General features: G+C 50.3%; 15 protein-coding genes and 1 pseudogene. 15 read left to right on the forward strand and 1 reads right to left on the reverse strand.

Going from position 1 to position 16,786, the window contains the following annotated elements; translation table 11 throughout:
• Positions 1-169 precede the first annotated feature (169 nt).
• The 8 genes and pseudogenes from MHI43_RS13660 to metE all read left to right on the forward strand — a co-directional run bounded on the left by MHI43_RS13660 (position 170) and on the right by metE (position 9,161).
• Entirely contained in the window at positions 170-1,645 is a 1,476-nt protein-coding gene (locus tag MHI43_RS13660) for a spore germination protein (RefSeq protein ID WP_015734914.1), read from the forward strand.
• A 62-nt stretch (positions 1,646-1,707) separates the two neighbouring features.
• Complete coding sequence (locus tag MHI43_RS13665; RefSeq protein WP_144374229.1) at positions 1,708-2,919, forward strand: Ger(x)C family spore germination protein; 1,212 nt, start codon at positions 1,708-1,710, stop codon at positions 2,917-2,919.
• Positions 2,916-3,137 (forward strand): hypothetical protein, encoded by a 222-nt coding sequence (locus MHI43_RS13670; protein WP_015734916.1) that lies wholly within the window; start codon positions 2,916-2,918, stop codon positions 3,135-3,137. Before MHI43_RS13665 ends, MHI43_RS13670 begins: the two co-directional genes overlap by 4 nt.
• Before the next feature lie 21 nt (positions 3,138-3,158).
• Positions 3,159-4,253, forward strand: coding sequence for an endospore germination permease (locus MHI43_RS13675; RefSeq protein WP_036663430.1), 1,095 nt, complete (start codon positions 3,159-3,161; stop codon positions 4,251-4,253).
• Positions 4,254-4,398: 145 nt separating this feature from the next.
• Positions 4,399-5,178, forward strand: coding sequence for a MerR family transcriptional regulator (locus tag MHI43_RS13680; protein WP_036663427.1), 780 nt, complete (start codon positions 4,399-4,401; stop codon positions 5,176-5,178).
• Positions 5,175-5,830, forward strand: a pseudogene (locus tag MHI43_RS13685) (GAP family protein). The gene MHI43_RS13680 and the pseudogene MHI43_RS13685 overlap by 4 nt, the downstream one beginning before the upstream one ends.
• A 184-nt stretch (positions 5,831-6,014) precedes the next feature.
• Complete coding sequence (locus MHI43_RS13690; protein ID WP_036663425.1) at positions 6,015-6,602, forward strand: biliverdin-producing heme oxygenase; 588 nt, start codon at positions 6,015-6,017, stop codon at positions 6,600-6,602.
• Between the two features lie 270 nt (positions 6,603-6,872).
• The gene (gene metE, locus MHI43_RS13695) at positions 6,873-9,161 is read left to right on the forward strand and encodes a 5-methyltetrahydropteroyltriglutamate--homocysteine S-methyltransferase (protein WP_036663423.1); all 2,289 of its coding nucleotides are present in this window, start codon (positions 6,873-6,875) and stop codon (positions 9,159-9,161) included.
• On the opposite strand, the gene MHI43_RS13700 is transcribed toward metE, so the two are convergent.
• Positions 9,143-9,355, reverse strand: coding sequence for a hypothetical protein (locus MHI43_RS13700; protein ID WP_341283270.1), 213 nt, complete (start codon positions 9,353-9,355; stop codon positions 9,143-9,145). The two genes, metE and MHI43_RS13700, sit on opposite strands and share 19 nt — an antisense overlap.
• A gap of 222 nt (positions 9,356-9,577) precedes the next feature.
• On the opposite strand from MHI43_RS13700, the gene MHI43_RS13705 reads away from it, so the two are divergent.
• The 7 genes from MHI43_RS13705 (at position 9,578) to MHI43_RS13735 (ending at position 16,767) form a co-directional block, all read left to right on the forward strand.
• Complete coding sequence (locus MHI43_RS13705) at positions 9,578-10,030, forward strand: hypothetical protein (RefSeq protein WP_015734922.1); 453 nt, start codon at positions 9,578-9,580, stop codon at positions 10,028-10,030.
• A gap of 73 nt (positions 10,031-10,103) precedes the next feature.
• Positions 10,104-10,991 (forward strand): YwqG family protein, encoded by an 888-nt coding sequence (locus MHI43_RS13710; RefSeq protein ID WP_036663421.1) that lies wholly within the window; start codon positions 10,104-10,106, stop codon positions 10,989-10,991.
• Between the two features lie 89 nt (positions 10,992-11,080).
• Positions 11,081-11,812 (forward strand): class I SAM-dependent methyltransferase, encoded by a 732-nt coding sequence (locus MHI43_RS13715; protein ID WP_015734924.1) that lies wholly within the window; start codon positions 11,081-11,083, stop codon positions 11,810-11,812.
• Positions 11,813-12,047: 235 nt separating this feature from the next.
• Positions 12,048-13,667, forward strand: coding sequence for a histidine kinase N-terminal 7TM domain-containing protein (locus MHI43_RS13720; protein ID WP_036663419.1), 1,620 nt, complete (start codon positions 12,048-12,050; stop codon positions 13,665-13,667).
• Between the two features lie 126 nt (positions 13,668-13,793).
• Positions 13,794-14,132 (forward strand): bacillithiol system redox-active protein YtxJ, encoded by a 339-nt coding sequence (gene ytxJ / locus MHI43_RS13725; RefSeq protein ID WP_036663418.1) that lies wholly within the window; start codon positions 13,794-13,796, stop codon positions 14,130-14,132.
• 39 nt (positions 14,133-14,171) lie between these two features.
• On the forward strand, positions 14,172-14,504 hold the full coding sequence (locus tag MHI43_RS13730; RefSeq protein WP_036663416.1) for a thioredoxin family protein: 333 nt from the start codon (positions 14,172-14,174) through the stop codon (positions 14,502-14,504).
• A gap of 490 nt (positions 14,505-14,994) precedes the next feature.
• Positions 14,995-16,767: a HAMP domain-containing methyl-accepting chemotaxis protein gene (locus MHI43_RS13735; protein WP_036663412.1), complete on the forward strand. Its 1,773-nt coding sequence runs from the start codon at positions 14,995-14,997 to the stop codon at positions 16,765-16,767.
• Positions 16,768-16,786: the final 19 nt, after the last annotated feature.

The raw sequence follows: 16,786 nt of genomic DNA on the forward strand, positions 1-16,786 counted from the left end.
GTGCCCTGGAAGAGGAGGCCAATGTCAGAAATGTATACCGCTTTTATGTCAAAATGCTTAAAAAGCATAATATATCCAACTCCGGGAACAGTAGAGGAAAAGATAACTGAAGGTGACTTGAATTCCTTGTAGGGCAAAGCTGGCCGTGTAGGCACGAGGAGTCGTTTCCATGATGATGAAGAACTTAACGCCGGGCGAAGCCCCGCAAGAAAATTTGCCGGCATCCCTGACGCTATTTATTGACGATATGAAGAACCGCTTCGGTCAAAGCGGAGATATTATTTACCGCGAGCTTCAACTAGGCGCCATACCCTCGGTCATGGTCTATATTGAGGGGATGGGAGATCCCCGTTATCTAATCGAAGCGATTCATGCCGATATGCCGCTGTTCATGAATCTCCCCGACCAGCGTCCGGAAGAACGCATGAAAATGCTGCAGGAACTGACGATCACGATGGGAAAAGTGGGAGAAGCCCGGACCTTTCAAGAGGTTGAAAAGAAATTGCTCTCCGGCAATACGATCATCTTCATGGATGGAACCGCCACCTCCCTGTATGTGGGAACGGAAACGCTGAAACAGCGGGGAGTGGAGGAAGCCAGCTCGCAATCCGTGGTAAGAGGTCCGAGGGAAGGCTTTACCGAGTCGCTTCGAGAGAATACGGCTTTGGTCCGGCGGAGAATTCAAAGCCCTAAACTGCGCTTGGAAGAGAGAACGGTCGGCGAGCACACAAATACGCAGCTGGCCGTGATGTACATGGAAGGATTATGCGATGTCGATGTACTGAACGAGCTGCGCAGAAGACTGGATGGAATCAAGCTGGACAGCGTCCTGGAGAGCAATTACATCGAGGAGATGATTCAGGATCATCGCTACAGTCCTTTTCCTACGGTATATAATTCAGAACGGCCCGACGTCATTGCATCTGCTGTATTGGAAGGGCGCATTGCTGTTTTCTTAGAAGGAACGCCCTTTGTTCTGGTGGTTCCCGCCCTGTTCGTCCAGCTGTTTCAATCAAGCGAGGATTATTACCAGCGGTGGGATTTTGCCAGCTTGGTTCGACTGCTTCGATACTTGTGCTTCGGAATAGCGCTCCTTACTCCCTCCCTGTATATTGCGATTACCACGTTCCATCAGGAAATGCTGCCGACCAACCTGTTGACCAGCTTAATCGGACAGCGGGAAGGGGTTCCCTTCCCTGCATTCATCGAAGCCCTGATCATGGAGATTACGTTCGAGATTCTGCGCGAGGCGGGCATTCGGCTGCCTAAATCGATCGGCCAATCCGTCTCCATCGTAGGCACGCTGGTCATCGGGCAAGCCGCCGTGGAAGCGGGTCTCGTATCGGCCGCGATGGTGATCGTTGTGTCCATGACGGCGATTGCGAATTTTGCCCTGCCGGCTTTCAATATCGGAATCTCGGTTCGGATCTTGCGATTCGGGCTCATGGGAATCGCTGCGTCATTCGGATTGTACGGGATGATTATCGGCATGATCATCATAGGTCTTCACCTATGCAGCCTTCAGTCCATGGGGGTTCCGTATATGACCTCTTTCGCCCCCATAAGATGGCGGAGCCAGAAAGATGCCTTGTTGCGATTATCCCGTCACAGCATGAAAAAATACTTGACCAAATCCAAGACATAAGCCTTCAAATAACGAGGACTTGCATTCGAAGTCTCTATTTCATGCAGAGGGGACTGGTTATCGTGTTGGAAAGAAAAATACTACTTTCAGTCCTGCTCGTATTATGCTTGACCTTCACCCCTGGATGCTGGAGCAGAAAAGAACTGAATGAGCTGGCCGTCGTCATGGCGCTTGGCATCGACACCCATGAGAATGGGTATGCCATTACTGCTCAGGTGCTTAATTCGGCCGAGGCCGGCTCCAAAAAAGGCGGATCGATGGGCAGTCTTCCTGCCGTGACCTATAAGTCCGTCGGCAAAACCATACCCGACGCCCTGCAGCGCATGTTGAGCATGGCCCCCCGGATGCCGTATCTGTCCCACGTTCGCGTGTTGGTATTCGGTGAGGATCTGGCCAGGTCAGGGCTCAGCGATGTCCTCGATTATATCTCCCGGAATCATCAGCTTCGAACGGATTTCTTTATGCTCGTCGCCAAGAATGGAAAAGCTGCGGAGATTCTGGAGGTCGTTACGCCATTCGAATATGTTCCGGCGAATTCGCTCTATACCTCCATTCTTATCTCGGAAAAAAAATGGGCGGCGACGGGGAAAGTCACTTTGCAGCAGTTCGTGACGGAGCTAAAGCGCAGCGGGTCAGACCCGGTATTATCCGGAGTCCAATTAAGCGGCAGTTTAGCTGAAGGCCAGTCCATGGAGAACGTGAAGCAAATCAATCCTTCCACGCTTCTACAGCATACGGGGCTAGGCGTATTCAAGGGGGATCGGTTGGTCGGATGGCTGGGGGAACCTCCCAGCAAGGCCGTCAATTATGTCCTGAATAGAGTCGACACCACGACGGGATTCATTGCATGTCCGGACGATGGTATTGTCGGATTCGCCGTGAACCGGGCGGACACAACGCTGGACGTTAAGCTCAATGCGGATGGAACCCCCGCTTTTTCCGCCGAATTGGAGATCGAGGCCGACGTGAATGCCGTTCAATGCGCGATTGATATCAGTCAACCTGCCGTCATCGACGAATTGGAGAAGGACATCGAGGATAAATATAATGCTAATATTCGGAAGCACATCGGGCTGGTCCAGCAGCGTTATGGAGCCGACGTTTTTGGATTCGGCGAGGTTCTGCACCGAAAATATCCGGACGTTTGGAAAAAATACCGGGATCATTGGGGCGAAAGCTTTAAAACGATGAGTATCCGGGTGGACACCGATGTAGCGATCCGCCGGGTCGGATCCATCATACAACCCTTAAACCAAAAGGTGGATGAGCCGTGAATTGGCATTGGTTATTCATATTCTTTCTAGCCGTCGTTCTCGTTACGGAAACCCGTCATCTTCTGAAGCTGCGCTCCATCCGGGACATCATCGTATTCTATGCGGTATGGGGAGTAACCTTGCTGGCTTTGATCGGAGATATGATGGAGGTGCCTTATTTAAGGCCGCTGGACTGGATCGGCGCCTTGGTGCAGCCCCTGAGCGGATTGATCTCATAATGAGGAAGGGTTTGGTAATACGTGATCAAATACAAGGATATCGCACCGCGGCAATTTTATATACTGGCATTCGGTTTGACCATCGGTACCTCGATCCTGGTTACGCCTTCCGGATTAGCGCATACCGCCCGGGAAGATGCGTGGATGGCCTCTCTCTTCAGTTTGCTCATTAATCTCCTCATGGTCGTGCTGTATATAGCCATTGCGCGTCTCTATCCCGGCCAATCGATCTTCGAGATCCACGAAAAGGTGCTAGGGAAGCTGCTGGGCAAACTCTTCTCGCTGATCTATTTGTTTTATTTTTTGATTCTTACAGGTACTTTGCTTGGCAACCTGGGCTTTTTTCTGAGCAGTGAAATGATGCCGGAGACCCCGATCGAGGCTATTCAAATCTTGTTCTTAATAGCGGCCGTCATGTGCGCCAGAATGGGCATCATTCTGTTGGCCCGCGTCGGTGAATTGATGTTTCCGTGGATCGTATTTCTGTTTATGGTCCTTGTCCTCTCGCTTATGCCCCAAATCGATTGGAACCATATCAAGCCGATGCTGGAGGAAGGCTGGATGCCCGTGGCTAAGGCCGGATTCCATTCATCCATGTTCCAGGAGCTGATTGTGTTAATGGTATTCCTACCCTTGGTCAAAGGAGAGAAGGAAGGGGAGAGGGCATTGATGCGGGGAGCCGCTTCAGGCGGGCTCGTCCTTAGCATTACCGTCCTGCTCAGCGTGCTAATTTTGGGGATTGAACAGACGGAGAACAGCACGTTTCCGGCATATGCACTTGCGAAGACGATTAACTTAGGAAACTTCTTTCAACGTGTCGAAGGCATATTGATTACGCTGTGGATCCTGACTTTTTTTATCAAGATTTCTCTGCTGTATCTTTCGATTCTTCAAGGCATGAAAACCGTGTTCGGTCTGAAGGACCAGAATTCGTTAATTTATCCGCTGTCCGTGCTGTTTGTCGTCGTGGCCTGGAATACATACATCAACACCGTTTATGTCGCCGATATCATTGAGAACGTGTGGTCAAGCTATGCGCTCCTCCACTTGATCGTGATTCCCATTGTCCTCTATCTGGTCGGGATAACGCGAACGAAAATCCTCAGCTTGAAATGAAACCAGCATGGTATGGAAAAAGCCCGAAAGCCGGGGCTTTTTTGTTTATTATCTGCATGGACCTGATTTTTTTTGAAAATGACTTGAAAGTGACGTTGCGTCATCTTGTATAGTGGAGTTATCGGAGAACTTAAGAAAGCAGGTGATGAAATCGATTCCCATTCAAGAATTGTCCAAACAGACGGGCATTACGGTAAGAACGCTTCGCTATTATGATCAGATCGGCCTGCTGATTCCGGCAGCCAAGACTCCGGGTAAACACCGGATATACAGCGAGGAGGAGCTAAAGAAGCTGCAGCAAATTCAGTTTCTGAAAAAGCTGGGCTTCAGTTTGCAGGAAATTTCGGATATGATTTCGAACCCGGAATGGAACTGGTCATCCAGTTTGATGAATCAGTTGGACTTCGTGAAGAATGAACAAAACAAGCTGAACCAAATGGAATCAGCGCTCCGCGCCGTCCTGCATAGCATTGCCGTGGAAGGGGAGACAAGCTGGGATGTGATTCAGAAGCTGATCCATCTCTCAGGAAGAGACCCCTCATTAAAGCATGCGTTCCGACAACAAATGTTTGAGAGGCGCGAAGAAGAGCTGCTGGACCTCCTCCCGAATATGAACAGCACAGATCCGGATTCGCTAGAATGGATCGCTCTGCTGGGACAGCTTAAAAAGCGTATGGAGAACGGACCCGGTTCTCCTGAAGTACAGAGGATCATCAAACGCATGGATGAAAAACGCCGGGAGCATTTTGAAGGCGAAGACCCCTTCGTGGATAAATTGTGGGAGATCCGCAAATCTCCTTCGCAATCCGAGCAGATGGGCTTGTACCCCATTGAGGAAGAGCTTCTTCAGTTTATGGAGCTGGCATTTGATATCTATGCTACAGGAGTGGAAGAAAAACTAGACGAAGAGGGGGAGACATCATGACAACGGAACTGCTGCTCTCCGTAGGTGCGTTGTCGCTCCTGGATACCTTGAGCCCCGCCACGCTCGGCGTAACGGTCTATTTGCTGTTGACGGAGCGGGATCGGTTGATCACCCGATTATGGGTCTATTTGTTCACGGTGGCAGGCTTTTATTTCTTGGTTGGTGCCGCACTGATGCTGGGTTGTATGCTGTTCTTCAGAGCGTAACAGGCATTTTTCAGAATCGAACGGTAAGCTGGGTTATGGCTGTTACCGGCGGCGTTTTGTTTGCAGCCAGTTTTTTTGTCCCGACGAAAAAGACGACGGAACCGCGACGTCCAAGCTCCAAAAGCCTCGGGGCGATGATCGGGCTAGGTTTCACCACGTCCCTGCTGGAGGTGGCAACGGCACTGCCCTATTTTGCGGCGATCGGTCTCATGACATCGGCCCAACTAACACCGGTTGAATGGGTACCCCTCCTGGCTGCGTATAATGTGATCATGGTGCTTCCTCCGCTCCTATTGCTCGGTGCACACCTTGCATTTGGCCGCATGATGCAGCGTCCGCTTGAGAAGCTGCGGCTGAAAATCGCCCAGAGCTCCGGATCGGTGCTTTCGTGGGTTTTGTGCATTGCGGGACTGATTTTGGTGCTGAACAGCATAGACAACCTATAATGTTCGCCTCTCGTTCTTTTCGTTCCCGGCTACTGAAACCGAGGAGCCTGCTATGTATTCATATGAATCTCGTTATGATATATTTATCGCAGGGTTCATCGACCGTCAGACACCTCGGTTAATGGTTTGCTGAAGATGTGCTTTGATCAGCAACACAGCTCGAAACATGATAGGGGGTTATCCATTGAGCACACGGATTTTAGAACGGTTAAGAGAAGAGACGGCACCGCAGCATGAACAAATCGAACAGAATCCTTACGCGAAAGCTGCATTCGACCAGACCCTGACGATTGATCAATATCGATCGTATTTAGCGAAGTTTTACGGATTCATTAAACCGGCCGAAACGAAGGTTATGGCAGAGGATGCCGTGAACGATATGGGATTAGATATGTCGATTCGGATGAAGTCGAAACATTTGGAAGAAGATCTGATGCATCTGGGTATGACTCAGGATGAAATAAATGAGCTTCCGCTGTGCAGCCGGCTGCCCGAGCTGGGCACGCCTGCGCAAATATGGGGGTATCTCTATGTGATGGAGGGGTCCACGCTCGGTGGCCAAGTCATCACGAAACAACTGATGAAGTTCTTGCCCGTGAGTCCCGAGTCGGGCATTCGCTATTTCCACGCATACGGTCAAGAGACCAAGCCAAGATGGACCGAATTCCGGGAAGCGCTGCTGTCGAGCGGCTTGAAGGATTCCGATGAAATCATCGATTCGGCGAAGGAAACGTTCCGTTTGCTGGATGCTTGGATCCGAGATTCGGCATAGACATCACAGTCATCTTATTTCAAATAATAGAATCGCATGGAAGACCGTCATGAGAAACCGCGTAATAACGCGGTTTTTTGTGTTGGTTCTTTTCAGATCATTCATATGACAAGCGCTTGATCGGCAAGAAGGAAGGAGGGTCTTCATTCATCATCTCAGCTCTCTCGCTATAGCCGCAGGCTATAACTAGATATAGCTTATTTGAGTTACACTATACCGGGCGATACGTGATATCTTTCTTGTAACAATTTGTATAGGAGTGTTACTTAGATGGCAAAAAGCAGTGTACTGGGATATCCGCGTATTGGCGCTGATCGGGAATGGAAGAAAGCTTTAGAAGCGTTCTGGGCGGGCAAGCTCGAAGAATCGGAGTTTCACAAGCAGCTGCGGGAGATTCGGTTGAATCATTTGCGCAAGCAGCAAGAGAGCGGCATTGATCTGATCGCCGTCAATGATTTTAGTTATTACGATCATATCCTGGACACGGCCACCATGTTCGGCATCGTACCCAAGCGGTTCCCATATGAAGGCGGCATTGTTCCATTGTCTGTATACTATGGGATTGCACGCGGCACGAAGGATGCTACAGCAAGTGAAATGACCAAGTGGTTTAACACCAATTATCACTACATCGTGCCGGAATTGGACGGAGCTGTTCCGGTTCTTACCGAGAATAGGCCGCTTGCAGCCTATCGGGAGGCCAAAGAGAAGCTCGGCATTGAAGGCAAGCCGATCATTGTCGGTCCGCTCACCTTCTTGAAGTTGTCCAAAGGCTACCAAGCCTCGGAAACGGATGCCTGGCTTGATAAATTGCTGCCTCTGTACGTTCAGATCCTTCGGGAGCTCGCACACGAAGGCGTTCAATGGGTACAGATCGACGAGCCGATCCTGGTTACGAAATTAAGCGAAGCCGATCTGGAGCGATTAAACACCATCTATGAAACGTTTGCGGCTTCGGCACCCGGACTAAACATCATGCTGCAAACCTACTTCGAATCGGTGGAAAACTACCAGGACATCATCCAGCTGCCGGTTAGCGGCATCGGCCTTGACCTCGTGCACGGATACAAAGGCAATCTGCAAGCCATCCAACAATCCGGATTTCCGGCGAACAAAGTTTTGGGTGCGGGGATCATTGACGGACGCGGAATCTGGAAGGCCTCGCTTCGCGAGAAGCTGTCGCAATTGGAGGAGCTGACGAAATATGTGGCCGCCGAGCGCTTGATCGTGCAGTCTTCGTGCAGCTTGCTTCATGTACCGGTGACGGTAAGCAAGGAAACGAAATTGCAGCCTGAACTAAAGGACGCTCTCGCTTTTGCAGACGAGAAGCTGATTGAATTGGATCTGCTGACCAAAGCCATCTCCACGGGAGCTGCCCGGATCGCCAATGAACTGGAACATAACGACCTTGCGCTTCAGGCGCTTAAGCAGTCGGAAGAGCGTAATCGGCTCGACGTTCAGCGAGCTGTAGCCGAGGTTAGCGCTCAGAATCCGGCTCGCAGTCTTCCATTCGAGGAGCGTCATGTCGCCCAACAGAACAAGTGGAAGCTGCCTATATTCCCGACGACGACCATCGGCAGCTTCCCGCAGTCAGCCGAGGTGCGCAAGGCTCGCCAGGCTTGGCGCAAGGGGGACTGGAATAACGAGCAGTACGAGCAATTCATTCACGAGCAGATCGATAGTTGGATCAAGCTTCAGGAAGAGATCGGTCTGGATGTGCTTGTGCACGGCGAGTTTGAAAGAACGGATATGGTGGAGTTTTTCGGAGAGAAGCTTGGAGGATTTGCCTTCACCCAGTTTGGATGGGTGCAGTCCTACGGCTCCCGCTGCGTGAAGCCTCCTGTTATTTTCGGCGATGTGGCATTCGAGCAGCCGATGACGGTAGAAGAAACGAAATATGCGCAGTCGAAGACGAGCCGTCCCGTGAAAGGAATGCTGACCGGGCCGATCACGATCATGAACTGGTCGTTCGTACGCGAGGACATCTCAAGGGAACAGATTGCGTATCAATTGGCTTATGCCCTCAGACAGGAAGTTGAGGCGCTCGAGCAAGCCGGCATCGGGATGATTCAGGTTGACGAGCCCGCAGTTCGCGAAGGGCTGCCGCTGAAGGAAGAAGATCAAGCCGAGTATCTCGCATGGGCAGTAAAAGCCTTCCGCATGACGACCTGCACGGTGCAGCCGACCACGCAAATTCACACGCATATGTGTTATTGCGAGTTCCATGACATGATCGATTCGATCGAGGCGATGGATGCCGACGTCATCTCGATCGAAACCTCGCGCAGCCATGGCGAGCTGATCCATAGTTTCGAGGTGAATACGTATAAACTGGGGATTGGGCTCGGGGTATACGATATCCACAGTCCGCGGGTGCCTCGCGTGGAAGAGATGACCAGCATGATCGAACGGGCACTGCGCGTATTGGATCCGAAGCTGTTCTGGATCAATCCGGACTGCGGTCTTAAGACGCGCGGCAAGGAAGAAACGGTTGCCTCCCTTCGTAACATGGTTCAAGCCACGGAGATCGCCCGTTCGTCCTACTCGCTGAACGTGTAGCAGCCGCAGATCCAACCCTTCGGCGGTTCGATCGAGGTCGATATGACTTTGGACGTTTCGGGTGATTGCTCGTCGCACTGGCTTAATGGTTTTAACAGGATATGAATTTCGGGAAAGCCGCACCTTGTGCGGCTTTTTTGTGCTGTAGTCGCGGCAGATTGAACGATAGGCGTTCGGTCTGCCGCTTTTTTCATGAATTCCGGAGGACATTCATGTCCATTTAGAGATTCGGCATTCTTTTGTAAAGAGGATTGACAGATCAAACCAAAAGATGTTAAATTATCCGGCAACTAAACCTAGGCTGATGGGGTTTATATTATGAGAGTGCCGTGCCATTAACGTGCATAAGTGGAGGGGGATATGAAAAAAGTGAATGAGATCGCCCGTAACCTAAAGGGAATCAAGGCGGTATCGCAATGAGTGACAGGTCATGGCGTATTTTTTTTGCAATCGTGGCGTTGATCATATTGTCGGGAGCGGTCTTTTCATTAGTTCAATCCAGAACGACCTACAAGGAGTTGATGGGCGATCAGATCCATGACATACAGAAGATAGATCATATAACCATTGAGAAAAGGGGCAGTTCGTACGGGGAGAATCGAATAAAAATTACCGATCCGGCAACCATCGAGCGCATCATGAATAGCTTCTCCGACGCGAAGTTATGGAGGACCGACAATTACCCAAGGGGGACGGAGTACTGGATCTGGATTAATGTCGAATACAAGCCCTTTCAAATACATTATACGGAACCGGATATCATCCGAATCTCTCCGAATAGAGGCATACATAAGAAATATACTTGGAGTTACAGGATCACCAATGGCTATGACAAGTCGATCATTGAAGATCTCTTTAAGGAAGAATAACAGGGGACTTCAGACTAGGGCAATTTTGTAATCATGGCAGAATAAAATTCATGAAAAGATGAGGAACCGGACGATGAAGCTAACCGAACAAAATTTGAGCAAAATGCAGGATATCATCAAGGAGCATCAATTCGAACATGCCGAAGAGTATTTAATCGAGCATACGCGGCAAGGCGTACGATTATCCAAAAAGAAGCTGGAGGACTATGCCGAGTCAAACAACTCGCGCTTTGGCGGTGACCCGGATCTTCCCGAAGAGGTGGAGTGGCCCCTCAATTCGAAGGGAACACCGATGACGTTTCTGGCACAGCTGCAGTTGAAGGATGTGGCAGTCCAGGACGCCACTAGCTCGCTGCCGACAAGCGGAATGCTGTATTTCTTCGTTGGCGTGGATGAACCCGCCTATAACATTGAGCACCGAGTGCTCTATCTTCCCGAGGGTCAGAGTTCGGGAGCGGTTCGACGACGCGCTCCCGAGGAAACCGCGTTAGATGAGGTGTTCACCGGCTACCGTGTGGAGGCCCGAGCCACGTTGGAGCCGCCTAATTACGGTTATGTGGATGATGAGCTCATCGAAGATGACGAGCATGATTATGAATCATATGAGGAGCTGTGCTTTCAATTGACGGGCCTGGATTCCGGCGACATCGGGACCATCTTTGGCTACCCTTCTACCCAGCACGGCGACTGCGAGTTTGAGGCTGCGCTCATGCTGTTAACCGGCTCGGAGTACAATTACTCTATGGATGCGGCCATGCAACAGATCACCAAGTATTGCGGCGGCAGCGCGGAACGCGCGCAGCAGGAAATTCAGGATACGGTGCTGCTGCTGGCTGTCGATTCGGACGACGATGTCGGTTTTTGCTGGTGGGATGCGGGGGAACTGCAATTTTTCATTCGAAAGGAAGATCTGCTGGCCAACCATTTCGAGCGTACGTATTGTTCCCTGTACTCAAGCTGATCGTCAATCAAACGTGTTAGTGCGATTATAAGGCGCAGCAATGGTAGAGGACCAGGAATTCAGCAGGTACATATGGAGGTTATGGAACCATGAAGGAGAAGGTTTTGAAGGCATACGGCAAGCTGGCTGGGGACTACGAACGGCATGTGGATTCGCAGAGCGGGCACAATGCCTTTTACGAGAGGCCGGCCATGCTCGGGATGCTGCCGAAGAACATGGAGCGGATGACCGTATTGGATGCCGGATGTGCCGCCGGGTGGTATACGGAGCAGTTGATTCAACGGGGGGCTAGGGTAACGGCGATCGATCTGAGCCCGTCGATGATTGAAGCCTGCAAAAGGCGAGTGGGCAGTGAAGCGACCATCGCTGCATGCGATCTGACTGAGGCCCTGCCATTTGCAGATGAAGCTTTTGATTACATCGTAAGTTCATTGACGCTTCATTACATTGAGGAGTGGCTGCCAACCTTTCGCGAATTTCAGCGGGTGCTGAAACCCGGAGGCAGCTTGATTTTCTCCGTGCATCATCCCTTTATGGATTTTAAGCATTTTGACCGGCAAGACTACTTTGCACGAGAGTTATTGACGGAGATTTGGAACAAACCGGAGTCCGGTCCCGTCGAGGTCGCTTTCTATCGAAGACCGATGCAAGAAATCATCAACGTGACTTCCTCCTGTTTCAGCATCGAAGAGATTGTCGAGCCGCAGCCGAGCTTAGAGCATAAAGACAAGCCGGAGGCGGAGGCCTGGATGGCAAAATGGTATGATCGATTAATGACGAATCCTCATTTCTTGATCGTGAAAGCCCGAAAATCAAAATAGCAAAAGGAACCGCGAACCTGCGGTTCCTTTTTGCTATTCATCCCGCATGGAGGAGCGTCGGGCAAGAGGACCGAAGTCAGCGGTACCTTTCACGAGAGCGCATCGTTTGCAACAGCGGGTATCAAGCTTCCAACAGATGGAACATTGTTCCGATAGGTGTACTATGGTACGATCGGAATAAGATTCGATCGGTGATCATGGCCGACTCATCACACGCAGATTTGGAGCCTACATAATGGGAACACCCTACTCCGCTCTTATTACGCTGATCGTCACGGCAGGCGTATTGAACATTATCATGGGTCTTTACGTGCTGTCAGGACGCTCGAAGCTTGCAACGGTAAAAACCTTCTTCATCTTCAGCATGCTGGCCGCGATTTATACATTCGGTGCTGCACTCGAATTGTCCAGCCGTTCGCTTCAAGAGATTCAGTTCTGGATCAAGTTTGAATATCTAGGGATGCCGTTCTTGCCGCCCCTTAATTTATTGATCATTCTGACTTATTTGGGCATGGAACGATATTTGAGACCCGGCCTGCTGATTTCAATGTTTGTCATACCGGTCGTAACCCTGCTGCTTGTTATGACCAACGAACTACATCATCTATATTATCGGGATATTCTATTACGGCCGGACGTTTCTGCTTTGAAGGTGGATATCGTAGCCGGACCCTGGTATATCATTCAGGGCGCCTACACTTTCGCCTGCTTGATAGGCGGGGTCGTACTGCTGCTTTGCAGCTGGCGCAAGATGCCATCCTACCGCTTTCAGCTGGGCACGATGCTGGTTGGTCTTGTCCTGCCCCTTATCGGCGATTTTCTCTATCTTGGCGGACTCACGCCCGATGGTATGGACCCGATCCCCGTCATCATGACGTTGACCTCGGCCCTTTATCTCTGGGCATTGACATCCAAGGGTTTGTTTCATGTGGCGCCGATAGCGAGGGATAATCTCTTTTCGAGCATGCGGGAGGGCGTCCTCGTATTGGATCTGGACAACCGTTTGGTTGACTTCAATCCGGCTGCGGCAACCATGATGCCGGAGCTGAGCCCTTCGGCCATTGGAGAACCGTTACATGAGATGTGGCAGCTTCACACCGCAGAGCCCATTTTCGGTATGGGGGAACGGGAAGGTCCGGATAAGGGAGAAGCCGACATTGAAGAGATTCGCTGGCAATTAGGTAACCATTCGCTTCATTATCAGATCAGGTCTTCTACCGTTCGCAACCAGAGAGGGCGAGAGGCCGGACGATTAATCGTCCTGATCGACGTAACTGATAAGGCGCGTCTTCAGGAAGAGCTGCGGCAGATGGCCTACTACGATGGTTTGACTCGAATCTATAACCGCTCGCACTTTATGAAACTCAGTTACGCCCTTCTGAATCAGGCGGTTCGGAATCGTGAGCCGCTCGCTTTCCTGCTGTTCGATATCGACCATTTCAAACGGATCAACGATGTTTACGGCCACGATATTGGCGACCAAGCCCTGCAGCACATCGTCGAATTAACGCGGAAGACACTGCGGGCCGAGGACCTGTTCGCCCGTTATGGCGGCGAAGAGTTCGCCGTTGCCATGCCCGGTCACTCGACTTCGGAGGCAACAGCAGCTGCGGAGCGGATCCGTGCCAAGCTTCTCGCGCAGCCGATGACTACGCCGCAAGGACCGCTGATGATTACAGCCAGCTTCGGCGTTGCCGCGGTGAAGACAAGCTCACATAACGGCACAGTCGATGCGGAAGCAGAAGAAGCTTGGTGGGATACTGAATTGAAGAAGGTATTGAAGCAGGCGGATCGCTCGCTATACGAAGCCAAACGCTCCGGTCGTAACACGATTCGGGTGTCGGATGAGGAGTAGTAATACCAGCATAGACTCAGGCTAAATGGAACCTTCATATGAAAAACAGCGGAATCTATGTGTATAATAGCTATTGGTTGTATAATGAATGCAATGCGATATATCACATCTAAGGGAGAGAATCATATGTTATGGAATGAAATCACGACACTGGAAGAATGGGACCACATTCTGAGAAAATCCTCCGAACGCGGTCAAGTCATTTTGAAGCACAGCACGACATGCCCGGTTAGCGCCAACGCTTTGGCAGAGTTTGAATCTTATTTGAAAAAGACGCCAAACGGCGATGTGGATTACACCTTGGTCAAAGTCATCGAATCCCGTCCGGTTTCCAATAAAATCGCCGAGGATTTGAACGTGAAGCATGAATCGCCGCAAATCATCTACGTCAAGGACCAAGCGAAGTACTGGACGGCTTCCCATTGGGCGGTAACAACCGAGCACATCACAGCCGTTCTGGACTGAACAACAGCCTGCATGTCGACGGAAAGCAAGGTGTTCATCATGAAAGATCTGGAAGAACTGACATCGATCGAGGCGATCGAACGATTTATTGAAGATCACACCTTCAGTTTTGTATATGTATCCCGGGAAGATTGCAGCGTATGCCATGCGATATTACCCAAACTTAGAGAACTGTTAACGCAGTTCCCGCGTATCTCGCTGGGCCGTATTCAGGCCGAAGCGGTAGGGGAAATCGCTTCGAGATTTTTGATATTCACCGCACCAGCGCTCCTCCTATTCGTAGAGGGCAAAGAGCTTGTGAGGGAAGATCGATTCGTACAGTTCGGGGAGTTAGAGCGAAAATTAAATCAAATCATGAATTTCGTTAACTAGGCCTCTTTTTCATGCAATGAATGCATTAGGCGATATTCCAAAGTCTTTTGACTTACCGGAATGTCGCTTTTTTTGCGTTTGTTTTGTGATGCTTCTCCACGCGATCCCTACGGATGAAAGTTCGAATAATTGTCGAAAACCGGGGCTTATTTGCACTCGGATATTACTAAAGTATTAAATATCGACATGGAATAGCCGATCTATTAATAGTACAAAAGATGTAAGGTTATGGAACCATGTAGAGCAAATGCATCGTTGTTCCCCCGTTTCGCATAACAAGACGGTTTCGAGAAACACCCCTTTACCAGAATCATGACGGAGGAAGAAATGCGCTTCTTTACATCTGAACAATTTTGAAAACGGTCATGTATTACGAAAAATCCCTGAAATTTTCATTGTATCCAGGAAAGTAGGTGATGCGAAAAGTGAGTTAAAAGGGATCCCTGTTATATATGAAAATACATATGAGTTATCAAAGGAGAGACACCGAGTGAGTAAGACAAAAACGTTCTCTAAAGGTATGCGTTTCAAAAATCTTAGCATTGTTACAAGAAACATGATATGGACAAGTCTCTATATCATGATCACGGGCGCCATCGTCATTGGTGCAAGCTTTTATATCCAGGACAACGTGCTGACCAAGCAGCTGCAATCCGATTCGGGGAAAATCATGGATACTTTGATCAAGTCCGTATCCGTTCAAGATGCTGAAGCGGTTAAAGGTTCCACCGACCGGAATTCGGACATCCAGAAGAAGCTAACCGGCACGTTTGATGAGCTGTCCGTTACGTATCCTAACATCGCGCAAGGATATATTTTTGGACCTGAGCTGGAGGACGGCAACAAGACCTCGATTATCGCTATGCCTACGGCGGTGCTCGACATGTTTGCCGAAGAGAATTTGAATCTGGGCGACCTATATGAACAGCCGAAAATTCATGCCGACGCGGTCCGTGAAATGATGAAAACGAAAAAAATCGTTTATACCAAAGCGTATACAGACAATTACGGGACGTGGATCACCGTGCTGCATCCCTTCCAGAATTCGAACGGAGAAATTTTCGCTTACATGGGCATCGACGTGGATGCCAGTTTGATCGCCTCCGGGAAGCAGGAACTGCTTACCAACACGCTTTTTGCGCTGTTGATCACCCTGCTGATCGTATTGGCCCTGCAGTACTTCACGATTAGACGCACATTCGCCCCGATTCAGGCTTTAATGGGAGCGCTGGACAAACTGAGCAAAGGCGATTTCACGGTTCAGTTAAAAGCAGGCGATGATGAACTCGGGCAGGTCAATGCCAAGTTCAATACGACGGTGAATCATATCAATGAGCTTGTTACCACGATCAAATCGGTGTCGGAGCAATCCGCTGAGCAGTCCAAGTTCCTCTTCTCGGCCGTGGAAATCAACAATAACAATTCTTCGGCGATTACCAAGAACATGGAGGAAATGTCCGATCGGGTCGCTGTCCAGAGCACTTCCATTACGGAAAGCGTGGTGTCGCTTGAGGAGATCTCATCCGGCGTATCGACGATTGCCGGCAATACATCGGATTTATCCGAAATATCCATCCAGATGAAGGCGCAGTCGGAACGAGGGAACCACAATGTGGAGCAGGTGATCGAGCAGATGAATTCGATTGATCATTCGGTCAAAAATTCGGTGCATATCATCGAAAAGCTGCAGAACCGCTCCCATGAGATCGGACAGATCGTACAGGTTATTACCGAGATCGCTTCTCAGACGAATTTGTTATCGCTCAATGCAGGAATCGAGGCGGCCAGAGCGGGCGAAGAGGGCCGAGGTTTTGCCGTCGTTGCCAGCGAAGTGAAGAAGCTCTCGGAGGAATCGAGAAAATCGGCAGACCAAATCATTGAATTGGTTCGTTACATCCAGGATGAGACGGCATCCGCGGTAGAAGCCATCAGCGAAGGCGAACACAACGTCGCCAAGGGGATGGAAGTTGTCAAAGAAACCGGTGAGCTGTTCAAAGGCATGCTGGTGGCCACGGATACGGTTACCAGCCAAATTCAAGAGGTGTCTGCAGCAACCCAGCAGATGGTGGCCGAGACCGAACAGATCACCGCTGCGATTAAACAACTGGCTGAGCTCGCAGAGAAGAACTCGACCGTGTCGGGAGAGATCCGGATCAGTGCCCAGGAGCAGCAGGCTTCCTTCGCCAAAATCTTCGAATCTGCCGAGCAGATCAATCAGGTGTCCGCCGAACTGGAGGCTCTCGTAAACAGACTGCGAGTGTAATGACGCCGGAATAGAAAAA

The sequence above is a fragment of the Paenibacillus sp. FSL H8-0457 genome, from assembly GCF_038051935.1.
Classification (GTDB): Bacteria; Bacillota; Bacilli; order Paenibacillales; family Paenibacillaceae; genus Paenibacillus_AQ; species Paenibacillus_AQ lautus_A.